Here is a 19,989-nt window from a genome sequence, read left to right as displayed (position 1 = left end):
CACAGTAGATGATCGAGGAGCTCCAGGCCGGGACCGGGGCGCTGAACGACATCATGGAGAAGACGGTGGGGCGCGCGGCCGACAGCCAGCAGCTCATCACCGAGGTGGGCATGGACATCGAGCGGCTCAGCAACCACAGCGATGCGGTGCTGGAGATGAGCACCCAGATCGCCACCTCCAGCGAAGAGCAGAGTTCGGTGGCAGAGGAGATCACCCGCAACCTCGACAAGGTGCGCCACGAGGCAAGCCGGGTGGAGGAGTCCGCCAGCGCGGCGGTCGCCGGCACCACCGGCCTCAAGGGAACCGCCAGCGAACTCGGTCAGGCGCTCACCGGCCTGCGGATCTGACCACTCCGGCAGGCCATCGTCCAGATGGCCTGCCATGTCTGGGCCAGGCGCTGGGGACGCGCGAAACAGCCCGTTCGACCCTGACCGCGTGTGGATGCACGGATCCCGGTAGACGCGGCTTGCGTGCCTACCCTCACAGCCCCTACTATATGCCCCCTTCTTTTCTACCATCGGCAACTACCCATGAGCGCTTCCATCTATCTCGTCAAAGGCCGCGAAAAATCCCTGCTGCGTCGCCACCCCTGGATCTTCTCCAAGGGCATTGAGCGGGTGCAGGGCAACCCCGTTGACGGCGATACCGTCGAGATCTTCACCCATGACGGCAAATGGCTCGCCCGTGGCGCCTGGTCCGGCAGCTCCCAGATCCGTGCCCGGGTCTGGACCTTCGACAAGGATGAGAGCGTCGATCTCGACTTCTTCATCCGTCGCCTCAAATACGCGCAGGAGTCCCGCGACGGGCTCATCAAGCGTCAGGGCCTCACCGGCTATCGCCTGTGCGCCGCCGAATCCGACGGTCTGCCGGGCCTCACCATCGACCGCTACGCCGACTTCCTGGTGTGCCAGATCCTCTCCGCCGGTGCCGAGTTCCAGCGCGAGCTGATCACGCAAGCCCTGCGTACCCTCTACCCCGAGTGCAGCATCTATGAGCGCTCCGACGTGGCCGTGCGCAAGAAGGAAGGGCTGAAGGAGCGCACCGGCGTCATCCATGGCGAGACCCCGACCGACCCCGTGGTGATCGAGGAGAACGGCGGCGTCAAGATCCTGGTCGATATTCGTAACGGTCACAAGACGGGTTTCTATCTGGATCAGCGGGACAACCGCCTTGCCGCAGCGAAATACACTGAAGGCAAGCGGGTGCTCAACTGCTTCTGCTACACCGGCGGTTTCGGGGTCTATGCCCTCCAGGGCGGTGCCAAGGAGGTAGTCAACGTCGATCTCTCCCAGAATGCGCTGGACATCGCCCGCCAGAACGCCGAACTGAACGGTCTCGATACCAGCAACACCCAGTTCGTGCGTCACGACGTCTTCAAGCTCTTGCGCGAATATCGCGAAAAGGGCGAGAAGTTCGATGTCATCGTGCTGGATCCGCCCAAGTTTGCCGAGAGCAAGGCACAGCTGCTGGGCGCCTGCCGCGGCTACAAGGACATCAACATGCTGGCCTTCAAGCTGCTGGCGCCGGGTGGCGTGCTCTTGACCTACTCCTGCTCCGGCCTGATGGAGCAGAGCCTGTTCCAGAAGATAGTAGCCGATGCAGCCCTCGATGCCGGCCGCGACGCCCAGATCCTGGAGCTGCTCTCCCAGGCATCCGATCACCCCATCGGCACCGCCTATCCGGAAGGCTTCTACCTCAAAGGGCTGGTGGTGCGCGCCCGCTAAGCCGAGCAGACCAGCGCAGCCCCCTTGTTCCCGGTGCCAGATCCGGGCCAGGACTGGGTTCTGCTAGTCATCAAAAAGCCCGCGATCAAAGCGGGCTTTTTTCATGCGGCCGCCAAAGAGACAACCTCCCCCCGACGTTGCCACCAACAGCGATTGCTGCCCCCATCCCTCCTCTTCGACTGACGACTGCCATCCTCAATCAAAGGTTGCCGCATCGTTAACCCGATTCTCATCTCTCTTTCACTACACAACCCACCAGCAGAGACATGCCCGACATTTTTTTATGCAAAAGCATGAAATATTACGCATCAACATTAAAAAATCCTCGGGGAAATATCAGCCATAAACGCATACCCACTCATTTGAATGAATATTGCTGTTTTCCCCTGCAATGGATCACGCCATGCCCCTGTCCGCCTCGCACATTGCCTGGGGCGGCAATGCCCCGCCCACCACAAGTCATCCCGCTCAATCACGCGCTGGCGCGCCCAGCGGGAAGTAGTGTCGAAATGGCCTCGCCTCCTCCACCACCCGCACGATGGAGGGATGATTGAGCAGACGGGCGCGATAGGCACGCAGACGGCCATAGCCAGCCGGGATCTCGTGGGCCCAGTCGGCGTAGAAGAGCGAGGGGGCGGCGGCGCAATCGGCCAGCGTGAAGTCTGCGCCGGCAATCCAGTGGCGTCCTTCCAGTCGCTGATCAAGCCAGGGGTAGATCTGATTGAGCATCTCGCGGGCCTCCGCTACGCCATAGCGGTCGCGATCCGCGACCGGGCGCAGCGCATCCAGCACCACTTTTTGCATCGGCGTCATCACATAGTTGTCGAAGATGCGATCCAGCATATGCACCTCCAGACCCGCATCGCCGGGCGGGATCAGGCTGACGGGACCCGGATGGTGCGCCTGCAGATGGGCGACGATGGTGCTGCTCTCGAGGATGCAGCGACCATCATCCAGCAACACCGGGAAGCGCTTGAGTGGCCAAAGGGCGGCAAGTTCGGCGCTGGCCGCCGGCTCTTCGAGATTCCGGTACTCGAACGGGGTGGCATTCTCGTAAAGGGCGATCAGCACTTTCTGGCTGTAGGACGAAAAGGGGTGGGCATAGAGTTTCATGGGGATATTCCTGACGCTCAGAGGGATGACTTCCCTAGTCTAGATCCCCTCTCTATTTTCGATGCGTCCCTATCCCATGCTGGTTTTGGGATGATAAACGCCCATTCATGACGGCAATCACACCCGTATGGCTCTCTTTTAAGTAGGGTGATCCCGCCTGGGCCGCCAAGCCGGGGCAGCCGACTCATCAGGGTTGATGAGCGGCACCACAACAAAAATCGATGTCAGGCCAAGCTGAACATCATCAAGGATCCCGTCATGAATCAATCATTGCCGCTGTTGACGCCGCTGCGGGGCATCGCTGCCCTGATGGTGGTGCTGTTCCACGCCCGCTTGCTGCTCTTCCCCCAGTGGATGGAGTCGATCGCCGGCCACACCCAACTCATCGAGAACGGCTACCTCTGGGTCGATCTCTTCTTTATCTTGAGCGGGCTGGTGCTGGCCCATGTCTACGGGGAGGCTTTCGCCCGCACGCCCCGCACCATAAGTTATGGCCGCTTCCTCTGGCTGCGGCTGACCCGGGTGTATCCCCTCTACCTGGTGACCCTGCTGCTGCTGGTGGGCTGGGAGCTCTACAAGGCCCACCATGGGATTGGCTTCTACGCCGGCCCCCTGTTCAAGATGTGGGAGTGGGAGGGGCTGCCTCCTTTTGGTTCCCCCTTCACCCCCGCCGAGGCGCTGCCAAGCAGCCTGTTGCTGCTGCAGGTGGTGACCGATCACGGATTGACCTGGAACTTCGCCGCCTGGTCGCTCAGCGTGGAGTGGATTAGCTATCTGCTGTTTCCGCTGCTCATTCCCCTCGCCGTCACCCGCAGCCGCTGGAGCAACCTCGCCCCCTTGCTGGCCCTGACGGTGCTGGCCTATATCGTGCACAGCCGGGGTACCCTGGATGTCACTAGCGGAGCGCTGGCCATCGGGCGCGGGGTGAGTGAATTCGTGCTCGGCCTCTGGCTGCTGCCGAAGGTCAAGGCCGCCCGCCAGTGGCCCATGATGCAGCAAGATCTGCCGCTGCTGCTCGCCTTTGTGCTCCCCTTCGCGCTGATGCAGTTCACCATGACGCCACAGCTGACCCTGCTGCTGATCAGCGCCTACGTGTTGCTGATCTGGATTGCTGCCTGCCAGGGGGATCGCCAGAGCCCGCTGCTGCGCCTCCTGGACAACCGCTTCACCAACTGGCTGGGGGATCTCTCCTACTCCATCTACCTGCTCCACGCCCTGGTGTTGCTCACCGGCTGCGAGCTTGTCCACTCTCTGGCGCCGGGGCTCACCGCGTGGTGGTACGCCCAGACCAACCCCTTGCTGGGGGTGCTGGCCACCCTGTTGATGCTCGCCGTGCTGATCGGGCTCTCGGCGCTGAGCTACACCCTGCTGGAGCGGCCGCTGCAACGGCGACTGCGCCGGCTAGGCAAGGCTCCCCAACCAGTGATGGAGCAAGCTGGCTAGTTTCCGTCGCCACATGCTGCCCCGATGCAAGACCGGCACGCCGTCGGGGCGGCTCAAAGTGGGACTAGCCTGAGCAAGGCGAAGAGTACGGCTCTTTTTGAACCCGACAATCCCCTGTGCTTTGTGTGAATTCCAGTTCGAATCAAGAGGGCCGTCTGTGGCATAATGGCCCGTCCTGTGGTCCTCGGCGGGGGCTTCGCCGGCGCATCCTTGCCCTCCTCCCGCCCTGCCTGGCAGCCTGACATCACTGTGTTCACAGGCCGCCAGGGCCACCCTATTATTGCGCGCACATTTGACGGCGCCGCAGCAGTTATTGGCAAACACAAGTCTGCCCACACAAGGGGAAAGCATGTCTTCCATTCGTCTGACCCAATACAGCCACGGCGCTGGCTGCGGTTGCAAAATCTCCCCCAAGGTGCTCGACACCATCTTGAAGAGCCAGATCCCGGGCTTTGACGACCCCACCCTGGTGGTCGGCAACAGCAGCAAGGATGACGCCGCCGTGGTCGATATCGGCAACGGCCAGGGCATCGTCTCCACCACCGACTTCTTCATGCCCATCGTCGACGATCCCTTCACCTTCGGTCGCATCGCCGCCACCAATGCCATCAGCGACATCTATGCCATGGGCGGCAAGCCCATCGTCGCCATCGCCATCCTCGGCTGGCCCATCAACACGCTGGCGCCGGAAGTGGCCCAGCAGGTGATCGACGGCGGCCGCCAGGTGTGCCACGAGGCGGGTATCTCGCTCGCCGGTGGCCACAGCATCGACGCCCCCGAGCCCATCTTCGGTCTTGCGGTGACCGGTATCGTGCCACTCGACGCCATCAAGCAGAATGACACCGCCCAGGTGGGCGACACCCTCTATCTGACCAAGCCGCTTGGCATCGGCATCCTCACCACCGCCCAGAAGAAGGGCAAGCTCAAGCCCGAGCATGAGCAACTGGCCCCGGATGCCATGTGCACCCTCAACAAGATTGGCCAGCGCTTCGCCGCCCTCCCCGGCGTGCACGCCATGACCGACGTGACCGGTTTTGGGCTGGCAGGCCACCTGCTGGAGATGTGCGAAGGTTCCGGCGTTAGTGCCCGTCTGGACTTCAAGGCGCTGCCGCTGCTGGACGAGGTGGATTACTACCTGAGTGAGGGCTGCGTACCGGGCGGTACCCTGCGCAACTTCGACTCCTATGGTGACAAGCTGGGCGCCATGGATGATCGCACCCGCAACATCCTGTGCGACCCGCAGACCAGCGGCGGCCTGCTGGTAGCCGTCGGTAAAGAAAGTGAAGCCGAGCTCCTTGCCATTGCCGCACAGGCAGGACTAACCCTCTCTCCCATCGGCCAGTTGCAGGCCCGCACCGGCAGCCAGTTCATCGAGGTTGTCCAATGAGTGCCCTGCCACTGGCCACGGATTACGCCCGGATCTTTCTGGATGAGGTTCCACTCATCGATCTGCGTGCCCCCGTCGAGTTCAAGGAAGGGGCCTTTCCCACCGCCGTCAGCCTGCCGCTGATGACTGACGAGGAACGTGCCCGGGTCGGTACCTGTTACAAGCAGGAGGGACAGGCCGCAGCCATCGCCCTGGGCCATCAACTGGTAGGTGGCGCGGTGCGCGCCGCGCGCATGGAAGGCTGGCTGGCCAGGTTGCGCCAGCAACCCGACGCCCTGCTCTACTGTTTTCGCGGCGGCCTGCGCTCGCAAACCGTACAACAGTGGCTGGCCGAGGCCGGCGTCACCCGCCCCCGGGTCGCGGGCGGCTACAAGGCGCTGCGCCACTTTCTCATCGACACCCAGGCGAAGGCCAGTGCAGAGTGCGACTGGACCGTGCTGACCGGCATGACCGGCTCCGGCAAGACCCACATGCTGGCGCACATCACCCAGGCGGTGGATCTGGAAGGGCACGCCCGTCACAGGGGGTCGTCGTTTGGCCAGCTGCCGGGTGGGCAACCCGGCAACATCGACTTCGAAAACCGGCTTGCCATCGAGCTGCTTCAGCGTCGCAACCAGGGGGAATCACAGTTTGTGCTGGAAGACGAGAGCCGTCTCATCGGTCGCTGCGCCCTGCCACTCAACCTTTATGAGGCCATGTGCCGGGCTCCTCTGGTGGTGGTGGAGGTGCCGCAGGAGGCACGGGCCGAGCAGATCCGCACCGATTACGTGCAGGATCTCTGGCTGCGCTATCTGGAGTTCCATGGGCCAGATGCAGGCTGGCCCCTCTTTGCCGGCTACCTCACCGACGCCATGGCCAGGCTCAAGCGCCGACTCGGGGACAAGGATTATCGCGAGCTCGATGGGCTGTTGCAGGCCGCCCTCAGGGAACAGGCCCAAAGCGGGGACACCCGCGCCCATCTGGTCTGGATCAGGCTGCTGCTGACTCGCTACTATGACCCCATGTACCGCTATCAGCTGGACAACAAGCGCGAGCGGATCCTGTTTCGTGGTGACAAGGAGGCCTGCCTCGCCTTCTTCGCCGAACGTTCCCCCCTTCAGACCCCTCAGGAGAGTCCCACATGTTGAAGTTCGAGGTGATCCCGGTCACCCAGTTCACCCAGAATTGTTCCCTTATCTGGTGTGACGAAACCCGCCAGGCTGCCCTCGTCGATCCCGGCGGCGAGGCGGACAAGCTGCTGGCCGCCATTGCCAAACGGGGGCTGACCCTCACCCATATCCTGCTGACCCACGGCCATCTGGATCACGTGGGCGCCGCCGCCGAGCTGCGCGAGAGAACCGGTGTCGCCATTACCGGCCCCCACAAGGAGGATGCCTTCTGGCTCGACATGCTGCCCCAGCAGAGCCAGATGTTCGGCTTCTCCCACACACCAGCCTTCACCCCCGATCGCTGGCTTGCACAGGGTGACAAGGTGCAGCTGGGCCGGTGCGAGCTGGATGTCTATTTCTGCCCGGGCCACACTCCGGGCCACATCGTGCTGCTCTGCCAGGCAGAACGCCTCGCATGGGTGGGGGATGTGCTCTTTGCCGGCAGCATAGGCCGCACCGATTTCCCGCGCGGGGATCACGGGACGCTGATCAAGTCGATCACCGAGACCCTGCTGCCGCTCGGGGATGAGATCGTCTTTATTCCGGGCCATGGCCCGAGCTCCACCTTTGGTCACGAACGGGCCAGCAATCCCTATCTGACCCAGCCCATCTGGTAATCCCCCCGCTCCTCGCGGGCATCCCATTGCGCCTTGAGGCGCAAGATCTCCGGCATGATCTCGAGAAAACGGGAGAGCAGCCGGGGATCGAAGTGCTGACCGGAGCCATCGCGCATGGTAGCCAGCACCCGGTCTAGGGGCCAGGGCTCCTTGTAGGGACGACGCACGCTCAGGGCGTCAAAGACGTCGGCGATCGCCACGATCCGCGACGCCTCGGGGATCCCCTCGCCGGTCTCGCCGGCGGGATAGCCGGAGCCGTCCCATTTCTCGTGGTGGTGCAGGGCAATCTCCGCCGCCATGCGAAAGATGGGGGCATCGGATCGCCTCAGGATCTCGTAACCGATGCGTGGGTGACTGCGCATGATGATCCACTCCTCCTCGGTGAGGGGGCCAGGCTTCTTGAGGATGTGATCGGGGATACCAATCTTGCCCATGTCGTGCATGGGGGCCGCCAGCTCCAGCAGATCCGACTGCTCCGGGCTCCAGCCCGCCGCATCAGCCAGGGCCCGGGCGTAAGCGGCCATGCGCCAGATATGCACCCCGGTGTCGGTGTCGTTGTAGTGGCCCGCCTCGCTCAGCATGACGATGGCAGTGCGATAGCTGCACTCGAGCTGATCGAGGCGCACCAGGGAGAGATGATTGCGCACCCGGGCACGCACCGTGCTCGGACAGACCGGCTTGTAGATATAATCCACTCCGCCCGCCTCGAACCCCTGGCTCTCGCTGTCTGCGTTGTCGCTCGCGGTGATAAAGAGCACCGGGATCCCGGCGTGAGCCGGATCGGCCTTGAGCCGGCGGCACACTTCGTAACCATCCATGTCGGGCATGCGCACGTCCAGCAGGATAAGTGCCGGCTCGTGACGCTCCACGGCGGCCAACCCCTCCTCTCCCCCTTTGGCAAAGAAGAGGTTGTACTCCTCCTTGAGGATTTGCCGCAGCAACCCGAGGTTGCTCGGCTCGTCGTCGATGATCAGCACTCGCGGTCGACTCATGGCGCAGGTTCCTCCCGATCCTCCAGATAATCCTCCAGCTTGCGGGTGGCGAACGGGATATCGAACAGCTCCAGGGCTGCACTTATTTCGCTCACCAGCTCGCAAGGCAAGTGACTCCTTGCCTGGCTCAGCGCCGGCTCAATCAGATCCAGATCCTCGCTCACCAGGGCCTGATGCAGGGCGTGCAGGCAGACCTCCCGCGCCTCCCCCTGGGCCAGCGGGGAGCTGACCGCGCCCGGCTCGCGCCCGGCATAGGTATCAATGGAGTGTTGTGCCCGCTCCAGGGCCTCGAGGAAGGGCGCGATAAGCTGGCTGGTGTCGCCACCCTGCTCGATGGCCTCGTTCAACTCGGCACTGATACGCGCCACATCGGTGAGCGACAGGCTGCCCGCCACCCCCTTGATCTTGTGGGTCAGACTCGCGGCCGCATCGGTCTCGTGCTGGGCGATGTAACCCGGCAACACGGTACCGACCGTCATGTAGTCATCGCGAAAACGCCGCAGGTATTTAAGATAGACCGAGGCTTCACCCCAGTTGCGCAGTCCGGTATCGATATCGATGCCAGCCACCGGCTCGTGGGGGAGTAGTTCGTCGTTCACGGTGAGCGGCAGGACAACGTCCGGCAGATAACGCAGCAAGGTCGCGATGAGCTGCTCCACATCGAGCGGCTTGGCGATGAAGTCGTTCATGCCAGAGGCCAATGCCGCCTCCCGCTGATCCTTGAATACCCCTGCGGTGAGAGCCAGCACGGGAGTCTCCTCCCGCCCCGGCAGCAGGCGCAGGCGACGGGTCGCCTCGTAGCCATCCATCACCGGCATCTGCACATCCATGAGCACCAGATCGATGCGCCGTGCGGGATCTGCCAGGCAGGCCAGGGCTCGCTCCCCGTCGATGGCGGTGATCACCTCGGCACCCTCCCGTTGCAACAAGCGGGTCGCCACCTCAAGGTTGATGTCGCTGTCATCCACCAGCAGTATGTGCACGCCCGGCAGGCGCAGACGGCGCTGGCCACTCTCAAGGGGCTCCACATGCTCGCGCTTCTCGTGGATGAGACGCGCCACCGCATTGTAAAGACTGGAGCCGGTGACCGGTTTGTGCAGTACCAGATCCACCTGATCCGAGCCGGGGCGGTGCATCAGTTCATCCTGGGAATAGGCGGTCGCCATGATGATGATGGGTGAACGCTCCTGCTGCTCGAAGGCGCGGCGAATGGCCAGGCAGGTCTCGAGCCCGTCCATGCCCGGCATGATCCAGTCGAGCAGGATCACGTCGAAACGCTCCCCCTGGCGCAGCAGATGGTGCAGCGCCTGCTCACCGGACTCCACCACCCGCGACTGCCATCCGAGGGAACCCACCGTCATCGACAGGGCGTCGCGGGTCACCTGATTGTCGTCGGCGATGAGCAGCGAGATGTGCTGCAGACGCTCGTTCAAGGCCTCGGGCCGCTCCACCTGCTCCAGCCGGACGCGGAACCAGAACTCGCTTCCCTTGCCAAGCTCGCTGGTGACGCCGATGTCCCCCCCCATCAGGTTCACCAGACGGCGACTGATGGTCAGACCAAGCCCGGTGCCCCCGAAGCGGCGGCTGGTGGAGGAGTCTGCCTGGGAGAAGGCATTGAAAATGTTGGCCTGCTGCTCGGGGGGAATGCCGATCCCGGTGTCGCGCACCCGAAACAGCAAAGTGGCCATGCCGTCTTGCTCTGCTTCCAACACGACCTTGACCTCCACCTCGCCGCGTTCGGTAAACTTGATGGCATTGCCGGTCAGGTTGAGCAGCACCTGCTCGAGGCGCAGGGCGTCCCCAATCAGATGGGAAACCGGCTCGGGGGCACTGCTCACCACCAGTTCGAGGTGCTTCTGACCAACGCAAGTGGACATGATGGCAGCCACGTGATCGAGCACCTCTTCGAGACTGAATGGCACCCGCTCAAGCTCGAGCCGACCCGACTCAATCTTGGAGAAATCAAGGATGTCGTTGATGATCCCGAGCAGCGCCTGCCCGGCCTGGTGGATTTTGCGCACCAGGGCATGCTGACCATCGTCGAGCCCTCCCTGTTCGAGCAGGTAGGTCAGCCCCATGATGGCGTTCATGGGGGTGCGGATCTCGTGGCTCATGTTGGCGATGAAATCACCTTTGACCTGTGCCAACCTGGCCGCTTCCTGCTGGGCCAGTTGCTCCTTGTGCCTGCTGCGCACCAGTGCAGCCACACCGGCACCAAACAACAGCAGCAGCACGGCGCTGGCGGCCAATATGATCCCCCAGATATGAGTGCGAATGGCCTGCAGCTCGCTGTGCGGCACCAGGGACGCGGCTTTCCAGATCAGCTGGTCATGATTCTGTGCCGGGTACAGGGTGGACCAGCTCCAGAGCCCGTCGGCAGACTCCATCTGGCCGTTTGATGCGTCCCAGAACGCCTGCCAGGCCTGGGGGGAAGTGTACTTCAGGGTGAGATCCGGGCGCTCGAACATGAAGCCCCACTCCCGGGATGGGTCCGGGCTGCGCAGCCAGTATCCGTCCTGGTTGAACAGCATGGTGTGATCGGCTGCCTTGCCGCTGCTGTCGGCAAACTCCTTGAGCATACGGGCGGCCTGGACGTTGATAAGCAGCAAACCAAGATCACGCCCCCCAAGGCGCAGACGCTTGGCAATGCGGATCATGGGGTTGAAGGGGCGATCGATCACCCCGTGTTCAACGTTGAGATCGAGCGGCGAGACGTAGACCCGCTCCCAGGGCAGCGCCATGGCATCACGAAAGTAGTAACGATCCCCCTTGTTCTGCAACTGGTCGTCCGCTACCCGCCACAGACGCTGACCCTGACGATCGATGCGCACTAGCTCCATGCCATCCGGGGCAAGCCAACGCACCTGAGCATAGTCGGGATTGCGGTTCATCAGGATGGTGAACTGGACGGCCAGGGTCTCACGGTCATTGCGACCCGCCGCTTCGAGCAGGATGGGTTCTTCCGACATGCTGCGCACATGGCGCAGTGGCACCGCCAGCTCGCCGTCAAGGCGGCCGCTGGCAAGCGCCAGGAAGGTGTTCTCATCGCTGCGAACGCGATAGAGCTCGCGCTCGATCAGTGCATTGCCAAACAGATAACCACCTGCCAGGACCAGCAGCAGAATAGGTGAAAACAGCAGGATATATGTCCGTACGATTCCCTTCATAACGGTCAACATCGCCCCGAAAAATGGACTTGTCCGAGTACTTCTTGAACATCAGAGCACCACAACACGTGTCCTGCTGTCAATCATGCCTACAAGTAAAGACCAATAGTGCTGTTTGAGTATTTTATTTTCCCGGAAAAAATGCTGTAAAAACAAAGAGGCCACCCGATTGGGTGGCCTCTTCACAGGAAAGTTCGTTGTCGATTAGACGCGAACGAAATCCAGGTGAACCAGCTTGTAGCGAACCGGGTGACGCTGGATAGCCTTCACGTTCACTTTGACTTCTTCACCGTTGATGACCAGGGTCAGCTCGGAGGAGTAGAACTCCGGCTTCTCTTGGGCCAGGATCAACTTTTTGTGGTCCAGGGTAACGGACACGGCTTCTTTGCCTGCACCGTAAACGATGGCAGGAACCAGGTCAGCATGACGCAGGCGGCGGCTCGCACCTTTCCCCAGGTCAGAACGGACTTCAGCTTGGAATACGAAAGACATAGTGATTATCTCTTTTAAGATGAATGTATGGTGTTGACTGCGACCGGTCAGCACCTCGCAAAACGAGCGCGAATACTAGCACGGGCCCGGAGGGGATACAAGGAAAGAACCCGCGTCACTCCTCTTTGGCCAAGAGGCACTCCACCACGCCTCTCGCCATCCCCTAACGCCCCTGCTCCAGACGGGCAAACTGCTGCTGTCGCTGGGCCGGGCTCAGGGCATCGAATTGCGCCAGAGTCTGCGCTGTGGGGCAATAGAGGCGCAGCCCGGCCTGCACCCGGATCCCTTTGACCATCCTGTCACGATTTTCCTGTACCAGCGCCAGCAGATAGCTGTAAGTATCCGAACCGCCGGCCTCTTTTGACTGAAGCTGGCTTGCGATACGCCACAGGGTCTCTCCCGCCGCCACCTGATGACAAACCCGCGATGCCTCCCCTGCCGCCGTGGCGGAAAGAGTCAGGGTCGTCGGCTCAGGGGCAGACCCTGTGGCGGCCATGGGCTGAGCATCCCCCTGTCTTGCCAAAGCCTGGGTGGGGACTCCCTGCCCCCCCAGCCGTGCGAGCAAGGGCTCCTCCAGAGGCATCCGCGCCTTCCTCTCCCGGGGCAGGGAGAACTCGGCGACAAAGGCGACTGCGCCCGGGACTTCGAACGAGGGGGCCGAGGAGGCGGTGTGCGGTACTGATTGGTGGGGAGCCATGCCATAGGCCATCTCATCGATGCGCTTTAGCCTGGCCAGGTAAGCCTTGGAGAGCTGGGCCTCCCCTTCGAACAGATCGAAGGGGGGCACCAGCCGGGCAGGAAAGAGGATCTGCCAGCGGCCGTTCTTCTTTCTCTGTTCAAGAGGGGGAAACTGATTGCCCCGCCAGGCCGCAAAAATGGGCGGCACGGGGTGCTGCACCGGATAGTACTCCGGGTTGAGCTGCACCCAGGTTTGTTCCGCAATGGGTTGATACCCGCTGATGTTGACCAGTGCCACCCCCAACCAGATCCCCAGCATATGACGGCCTCCCTTCCCTTTGGCGTCCCGTTGCTTTCACACTATGGCTCAGAAAACAGATAGATAGCAGCTTAGCACTGGGCAATGGCGCTCTGCACCCGTTTATCCGAGATGGGGTATGGCGTCCCCAGTTGCTGGGCGAAGAAGGAGACTCTCAGCTCCTCGATCATCCAGCGAATATTGGCCACCTCGGTGGGAATAAGCTGGGATTTGGGGATCTTGGCGAGCAGTGCCTTGTACTCCGACTCCACGCTGTGCACCTTGAGCATGTAGACCCGATCCCGGTTGGGATCGATGGCCAGCTTCTCGAGGCGCCGCTCGATGGCCCGCAGGTAGCGCAGCAAGTCAGGCAGCCGTTGCCAGCCGGTCTCGGTGACAAAGCCCTTGTGGATGAGGTTGCCGAGCTGCTGCTGGATGTCCGACATGGCAAAGGCGGTGTCGAGCTGCATCTTGCCCTTGAGCCGTTTCTTGATCTCATGGGAGAGGGTCAGCACGGCTTCCACCTGTTTGGCAACCTCCACCACCGCATCGTTGAGCTCGGCGCGGACAAACTCCTTGAGCGCCTCGAAACCGGCTTCGTCCCACGCCATGCCGCCGTGCTGCTCAATCAGCTTGTCACAGCCACAGGCGATGCAGTCGTCAATCAGCTCGGCCACCTTGCCAAACGGGTTGAAATAGAGCCCCAGCTTGGCCTTGTTGGGCAGCTTTTCCTGCAGGTACTTGATGGGAGATGGCACGTTGAGCAGCACCAGCCGACGCTGGCCAGCCCACATCAGCTGCTGCTGCACCACAGGGCTTTCCACCAGCTGGATGGCGACCGAATCCTTCTGATCAACCAACGCCGGATAGGCTTTCACCTCGAAGCCGCCCCGCTTCTGACTGTACTCCTGGGGCAGCTCGCCAAAGCTCCACAGGGTGAGGCCAGACTGCTCGATGTCATCGTCCGCCACTTGCGACAGGGTCTCCTGCACCTTGCCACGCAGGGACTCTTTCAATGCCTCCAGATCCTTGCCTTCCGCCACCTTCTTGTGCTTGTCGTCCACCACACGGAAAGTGAGTTTCAGGTGATCGGGCACCGCAGCCCAATCCCAGGATTCACGGGGCACGGTCACGCCAGTCATGCGGCGCAGCTGGCGCTCCATCTCGTCCAAGAGCGGCCCCTGCTCGGGGTTGATGCTGGCGAGCAGCGCATCGGCATAGTTCGGCGCAGGCACGAAGTTCTTGCGCATCGGCTTTGGCATCGACTTGATAAGGGCCACCAACAGCTCGTGACGCAGCCCCGGGATCAGCCACTCGAACCCCTTCACCTCCACCTGATTCAGGAGCGGCAGCGGGATATGCAGGGTCACGCCATCCGCCGCCTCCCCCGGCTCGAACTGATAGGTCAGCTTGAGCTTGAGGCGCCCCTGCTGCCAGAAGTTGGGGTAGTCGAGATCGCTGATGTGGGCGGCATCCCCCTTCATCAACATCTCTTTTTCGAAGTTGAGCAGCTCGGGATCCTGCTTTTGCGCCTCCTTCCACCACTTGTCGAAGTGGCGGGCGGAAATCACATCTTCCGGCAAACGGGCATCGTAGAAGCGGAACAAGTCCTCATCATCCACCAGAATATCGCGCCGACGGGATTTGTGCTCCAGCACCTCTACCTCGGCCAGGAGCTTGCGGTTATCGCTGAAGAAACGGTGGCGGGTCTCGAAATCCCCCTCCACCAGCGCACGGCGGATAAACAGCTCGCGGCACAGCGCCGGATCGATGCGGCTGAAGTTGATGGTGCGCTCGTTGACCAGAGTCAGGCCATAAAGCGTCACCTTCTCCTTGGCCATCACGGCGCCATTTTTCTTCGACCAGTGGGGGTCGCTGTGGTGTAGCTTGATGAGGTGCCCCGCCAGCGGCTCCACCCACTCCGGTTCAATCTTGGCGTTGATGCGGGCATAGAGGCGCGAGGTCTCCACCAGCTCGGCGGCCATCACCCACTTGGGCGGCTTCTTGAACAGACCGGAGGCCGGGAACAGGTGGAAACGGCCGTTGCGGGCCCCGAGGAATTCGGGCTTTTCCAAATCCTTGTTGCCGATATGGCTCAAAAGACCGGTCAAGAGCGCACAGTGCACCGTCTTGAAGTCTGCCGGTTCCTGGTTTGCTTTAAAACCCAGCTCCTTGACCGTCTGACGCAGCTGGAAGTGAATGTCCTGCCACTCGCGCACCCGCAGGTAGGAGAGAAACTCCTTCTGGCACATGCGGCGAAACGGGTTGCTGCCAAGGGCATCCTGCTGCTCTTTCAGGTAATTCCACAGATTGACGAAGGCGAGGAAGTCGGAGTCCTTGTCTTCAAAGCGTCTGTGCTGCTCGTCGGCGGCCTGCTTTTTCTCCATGGGCCGCTCGCGGGGATCCTGAATGCTGAGGGCGGCGGTGATCACCATCACCTCGCTCAGGCAGCCAGTTTGCGCTGCGCTGATCACCATCTTCGCCAGACGCGGATCAAGGGGGATACGCGAGAGCTGGCGACCGGTCTCGGTCAGCTGCAGTTTGGCTTCGCGATCGCCCGTGGCGGGCAGCTCGCGCACCGCCTCCAGCTCTTTCAAGAGGGTCAGACCATCCTTGATATGGCGCGACTCAGGCGGCTCGACGAAGGGGAAGGCCTCCATGTTGCCAAGGCCAAGCGCCAGCATCTGCAGGATGACCGATGCCAGGTTGGTGCGCAGGATCTCGGGGTCGGTAAAGGCGGGACGGCTATTGAAATCCTCCTCCGAGTAGAGGCGGATACAGATACCATCCGCCACCCGACCGCAGCGCCCTTTGCGCTGGTTGGCGCTGGCCTGGGAGACCGGCTCGATGGGCAGGCGCTGCACCTTGGTACGCCAGGAGTAGCGGCTGATGCGGGCGGTGCCCGGGTCGATGACGTAACGAATGCCCGGCACCGTCAGCGAGGTCTCCGCCACGTTGGTGGCGAGCACGATGCGCCGCCCGGCATGTTGCTGGAACACCTTGTTCTGCTCGGCATTGGAGAGGCGGGCGTAGAGCGGCAGTACCTCGGTATCGCGCAGGTTGAGCTTGCGCAGGGCATCGGCGGTATCGCGGATCTCCCGCTCGCCGTTCATGAAGATGAGGATGTCCCCGAGCCCCTCGCGTGCCAGCTCTTCCACCGCATCGAAGATCCCCTGCAGTTCGTCGCGCTCCTCCAGCCCTTCGCTTTTATCACTGACGAGCGGGCGGTAGCGCACCTCCACCGGGTAGGTGCGGCCAGAGACCTCGATCACCGGCGCCTTGTTGAAATGGCGGGAGAAGCGCTGGGGGTCGATAGTGGCCGAGGTGATGATCACCTTGAGATCGGGGCGCTTGGGCAACAGTTGCTTGAGATAGCCCAGGATGAAGTCGATGTTGAGGCTGCGCTCGTGGGCCTCATCGATGATGATGGTGTCGTACTGGGTCAGCATCCGGTCGTTCTGGATCTCCGCCAGCAGGATACCGTCGGTCATCAGCTTGATGTGGGTCTGCTCGCTCACCTGATCGGTAAAGCGCACCTTGTAACCCACGTAGTGGCCGAGTTCGGACTCCATCTCCTCGGCGATGCGGGCTGCGACGGTACGGGCCGCCAGACGGCGCGGCTGGGTGTGGCCGATGAAGCCCTTGACCCCACGCCCGAGCGCCAGACAGATCTTGGGGATCTGGGTGGTTTTGCCCGAACCGGTTTCGCCGGCGATGATCACCACTTGATGCTCTTCAATGGCTTTGGCGATCTCCCCCTGCTTCTGGCTGACTGGCAGATTGTCCGGATAGGTGACCTTGGGCACGCCCGCCAGACGGGACTGATAGCGCGCCTGTGCCACATCCAGGTCAGCGGCGATGGTCTCGAGCACGGCAGCCTGCTTGGCTTCCGGCAGCTTCTTGACCCCGTGCAGTCGACTGGAGAGACGGCGGGCGTCGAGATTCATGCAGGCGGTAAGACGGCGGCGCAGCGCCTCGATAGAGAGAGACAAGGTACGAATTCCTTAAAAGAGTGCCCATCAAGGGCCATATCGATAGCTGGAGGAGATCCTAAAGAGCGAGGCTGGGCGGTGCAAGCCTTAAAGCGCCGCGCCAGCACATCAAGCCGGAGGCGTCATGACCGTCACGGATGAAAAGAGCAGGCCGGAGCCTGCTCTTTGAAAACAACCAGACAACACCGTTCAGACTCTGGCCTGATGCACGAAACAGGTGCCAAGCTGGGCGTGGATGGCCTGCATCACATTGTGGCGGTTGATGACCCCGAGCAGGCGCCCCTCCTCAACCACAGGATAGATCTTGGGCTTTTGACCCATCATCATCTCCGCCAGATCCAGGATGCTGGTGTCGGGGCCGACTGCCAGCACCTCCTTGCGCATCACATCCCTGACCTGGGCCACCTGTTCACAGTGGTAGGCCTCTTTCAACATGACGGCGATGCAATCCTGCTCGGAGACCCAGCCAATCAGATGTCCCTGGCTGTCCACTACGGGGCCGCCCAACTGATGACTGTTGAGAAATTTTTCCACCGCCGCCTGTACCATCATCTCTGCGCTGAAGGTGATGGGCTTGGTCTGCATGTAGTCCTTTGCCTTGAGTGATTCCATGACGCTTTCCCCCAACGAGCCTCCCGAGGGGAGGCAAGAGCCGGGCACTATGTCCGGCTCACTCCAAGCATAGTCCGCGTGGATCAGGAGATGGATTGCAGCAAGAGCAAGAGCTCGTTCTGGCTGTGGCAGTCGGTCTTCTTGAACACCCCTTTCAGGGTGGAGCGCACGGTTTCCACCTTGACACCGCGCAGCTCCGCGATGTCGTTGCTGCTGTAACCCTTGCTCATCAGCACCAGCAACTCCTTCTCACCAATCGTGAGGGGATAGAGGCTGGCCAGCGCTTCGATGTCGGGGTTGAAGGCGTGCTCGGGGTCACGCAGCACCACTTCCACATAGCGTTCAAAGCGGCTGAGTCCGCTCATCAGGGTGCATTGGACCAGCAGCGGGCGCAGGTTAGGCTGACGGGGAATGGACATATAGGCGCTGGCGCCGGGCAGCAAATAGGCAAAGCCATTGAGGATCTCCTTGAGCTGACGTTGCTGCTCCTTATTCTGCAAAGAGAAAATGCCATTGATGGCCCGCAATTCCACATTTTCATCGGCGATACGGTTGAAGGCCACATTGGAATAATGAATATGCCCCTTGTCGTCTATGATGGCGCTGGGCTTATTATGGTTTTTCACCAGCTGTTGCAACTGATAGTTCTGGGTTTCCAGGGCCAGCAGGTTCCAATAATGGTGGCTCCAGGCCGCCAGTCCGGAATAGATTTCGGAGAGCGAGGTGAGGTCGCGACTGCTGAAATCATCTTGCGCTGCACCACGGTAACTGCACAGGCTGCTCAGCCCACGCCCTTTGACTTGGCAGACGCCGCCGGCGGCGAATTGGGCGCCGAAACTTGCCAGCAGGCCCACCGAGCTTGAAATGCTGTTGGCGCTGACGATCCCCTTGCACCCTTTATCCAGATAATGGTTGAACCACACATCCTGGCGATGATGTTGCAGGTAAAACTGCTGCTGTGCCTCGGTCAGACCGCTGGAAAAAAGCTTTATTCCGTCGCTCTTGTCATCATCCCGCAATAAAAACAGGGATGAACTGCAGGAAACGTCGGCGCGAAATTGGTCCACGACGAGCTTAATGTCAGAATCATTAATACCGCACTCGTATAACTGGCTGATATAGGGCGATATCCTTTCTTTCTCTAATGCCTTCACACCCGAACTCCTAATTCTTATTTTTATTGAAGAGGCATCTTACTCTGCAATGGGATAGCCGAAAAGTAGTCAAATGAACAAAGGGTTTATGATTTATTCATAAATAGTCATGAATATAGGCCCATGAATGAATATGACCAGAAAGGGTAAATAGCCGCTCATGTTTTTCCTGGCGCTGGTCGCTTTCCTCCCTGTTTTGCCTCTTGATGCCTCACCACCCACTCGCCATCCCGGCCCCTCTTCCCCCCAAGATCACGCTTTTCAACCTTGGGGTCATCTGCATCCACACCGATTCACATGTTGCATTTTGGTGACTTTGGTGTTTCCATTTTGAGCACTGGACGATATTGTATATACAAATCATCCCCTCAACGGAATTGAACCATGCGGATCACAAGGAGAGAAAATGGAACCTGAACACACGCTCACTGCACCGGCAGGATCAGGGGCAGGCATCAAGTTGCTGTTGGCCAGCCTGCTTGGCATCGCCATCTTTTTCGTGCCCTTCGAGCTTGGCGGGCGCAGCACCATAGTGGTGGATCACCTGGCTGGCTTCCTGATTGCCCAGCGCCCTCTTGCCCTGACCCTCATTCTCTTGCTCATCGCCTATGGCGCCATCACCCCCTTGCTGGATGGCCGCTGGCGCGCCCGTCCCATCGACAGGGTATTGAGCCTGTTCAAGCTGCTCGGGCTGGCCCTGGCCATTTTGTATGTTACAGACTGGGGCCCTGCCTGGTTGATGACCCCGGATCGCCTCCCCTTCCTGTTCGATAAACTGGCCATGTCTGTGGGTCTCATCGTGCCTATCGGCGCCATGGCCCTGACCTTCCTGCTCGGTTTCGGCCTGCTGGAATTCATCGGGGTGCTGATGCAACCCGTGATGCGCCCCCTGTGGCGCACGCCGGGTCACTCCGCCATCGATGCGGTCGCCTCTTTCGTCGGCAGCTACTCGGTGGGCCTGCTCATCACCAACCGGGTCTTCCTCGCAGGCAAGTACACGGTGCGAGAAGCCGTCATCATCGCCACCGGCTTCTCCACCGTCTCGGCCGCCTTCATGATCATCGTGGCCAAGACCCTCAACCTGATGGGACACTGGAACTTCTACTTCTGGTCCACCCTGGTGATCACTTTCGTCATCACCGCCATCCTGGCGCGCGTTCCTCCCATCAGCC

The 19,989-nt window shown here is 61.3% G+C and carries 14 protein-coding genes and 1 pseudogene; 7 read left to right on the top strand and 8 right to left on the bottom strand.

Annotated features, from left to right (window positions below):
• Positions 1–8 precede the first annotated feature (8 nt).
• Both AACR77_RS11030 and AACR77_RS11025 read left to right on the top strand, forming a co-directional pair.
• Positions 9–347: pseudogene (locus AACR77_RS11030) on the top strand (methyl-accepting chemotaxis protein); the annotation flags it as partial.
• A gap of 183 nt (positions 348–530) precedes the next feature.
• Positions 531–1,724, top strand: a complete 1,194-nt coding sequence (locus tag AACR77_RS11025) for a class I SAM-dependent methyltransferase (RefSeq protein ID WP_042881431.1) — start codon at positions 531–533, stop codon at positions 1,722–1,724.
• A 468-nt stretch (positions 1,725–2,192) separates the two neighbouring features.
• Here AACR77_RS11025 and AACR77_RS11020 read toward each other — a convergent pair whose 3' ends face one another.
• Positions 2,193–2,837, bottom strand: coding sequence for a glutathione S-transferase family protein (locus AACR77_RS11020; RefSeq protein ID WP_042881429.1), 645 nt, complete (start codon positions 2,835–2,837; stop codon positions 2,193–2,195).
• A 258-nt stretch (positions 2,838–3,095) separates the two neighbouring features.
• Between AACR77_RS11020 and AACR77_RS11015 the strand changes: the two genes are divergently transcribed.
• The 4 genes from AACR77_RS11015 (at position 3,096) to AACR77_RS11000 (ending at position 7,432) form a co-directional block, all read left to right on the top strand.
• Positions 3,096–4,280, top strand: a complete 1,185-nt coding sequence (locus AACR77_RS11015; RefSeq protein WP_042881428.1) for an acyltransferase family protein — start codon at positions 3,096–3,098, stop codon at positions 4,278–4,280.
• A 349-nt stretch (positions 4,281–4,629) separates the two neighbouring features.
• Positions 4,630–5,667 (top strand): selenide, water dikinase SelD, encoded by a 1,038-nt coding sequence (gene selD, locus AACR77_RS11010; RefSeq protein WP_042881426.1) that lies wholly within the window; start codon positions 4,630–4,632, stop codon positions 5,665–5,667.
• On the top strand, positions 5,664–6,794 hold the full coding sequence (gene mnmH, locus AACR77_RS11005) for a tRNA 2-selenouridine(34) synthase MnmH (RefSeq protein WP_042881424.1): 1,131 nt from the start codon (positions 5,664–5,666) through the stop codon (positions 6,792–6,794). Before selD ends, mnmH begins: the two co-directional genes overlap by 4 nt.
• Positions 6,788–7,432: an MBL fold metallo-hydrolase gene (locus AACR77_RS11000; RefSeq protein ID WP_042881422.1), complete on the top strand. Its 645-nt coding sequence runs from the start codon at positions 6,788–6,790 to the stop codon at positions 7,430–7,432. The genes mnmH and AACR77_RS11000 overlap by 7 nt, the downstream gene beginning before the upstream one ends.
• Here the strand turns inward: AACR77_RS11000 and AACR77_RS10995 are convergent.
• From AACR77_RS10995 to AACR77_RS10965, 7 genes are all read right to left on the bottom strand, one after another.
• Positions 7,408–8,424 (bottom strand): response regulator, encoded by a 1,017-nt coding sequence (locus tag AACR77_RS10995; RefSeq protein WP_042881421.1) that lies wholly within the window; start codon positions 8,422–8,424, stop codon positions 7,408–7,410. The two genes, AACR77_RS11000 and AACR77_RS10995, sit on opposite strands and share 25 nt — an antisense overlap.
• Complete coding sequence (locus AACR77_RS10990; RefSeq protein WP_042881419.1) at positions 8,421–11,591, bottom strand: hybrid sensor histidine kinase/response regulator; 3,171 nt, start codon at positions 11,589–11,591, stop codon at positions 8,421–8,423. The genes AACR77_RS10995 and AACR77_RS10990 overlap by 4 nt, the downstream gene beginning before the upstream one ends.
• 204 nt (positions 11,592–11,795) lie before the next feature.
• Entirely contained in the window at positions 11,796–12,083 is a 288-nt protein-coding gene (gene rplY / locus AACR77_RS10985; RefSeq protein WP_010674717.1) for a 50S ribosomal protein L25, read from the bottom strand.
• Positions 12,084–12,246: 163 nt separating this feature from the next.
• A complete protein-coding gene (locus tag AACR77_RS10980; RefSeq protein ID WP_042881417.1) occupies positions 12,247–13,080 on the bottom strand; it encodes a hypothetical protein in 834 nt (277 codons plus the stop codon).
• Positions 13,081–13,151: 71 nt separating this feature from the next.
• The gene (gene hrpA / locus AACR77_RS10975; RefSeq protein WP_042881415.1) at positions 13,152–17,051 is read right to left on the bottom strand and encodes an ATP-dependent RNA helicase HrpA; all 3,900 of its coding nucleotides are present in this window, start codon (positions 17,049–17,051) and stop codon (positions 13,152–13,154) included.
• Between the two features lie 189 nt (positions 17,052–17,240).
• A complete protein-coding gene (locus AACR77_RS10970) occupies positions 17,241–17,663 on the bottom strand; it encodes a CBS domain-containing protein (RefSeq protein ID WP_010674714.1) in 423 nt (140 codons plus the stop codon).
• 83 nt (positions 17,664–17,746) lie between these two features.
• A complete protein-coding gene (locus AACR77_RS10965) occupies positions 17,747–18,817 on the bottom strand; it encodes a helix-turn-helix transcriptional regulator (RefSeq protein WP_041215183.1) in 1,071 nt (356 codons plus the stop codon).
• 406 nt (positions 18,818–19,223) lie between these two features.
• Between AACR77_RS10965 and AACR77_RS10960 the strand changes: the two genes are divergently transcribed.
• Positions 19,224–19,989, top strand: a 766-nt coding sequence (locus tag AACR77_RS10960) for a YjiH family protein (protein ID WP_331372449.1), incomplete at its 3' end; no start/stop codon positions are given.

It is taken from the genome of Aeromonas sp. ZOR0002 (assembly GCF_963866995.1).
Classification (GTDB): domain Bacteria; phylum Pseudomonadota; class Gammaproteobacteria; order Enterobacterales; family Aeromonadaceae; genus Aeromonas; species Aeromonas caviae.
The sequence above is the reverse complement of the archived record's forward strand: the minus strand, read 5'-3'. Positions and strand labels throughout refer to the sequence as shown.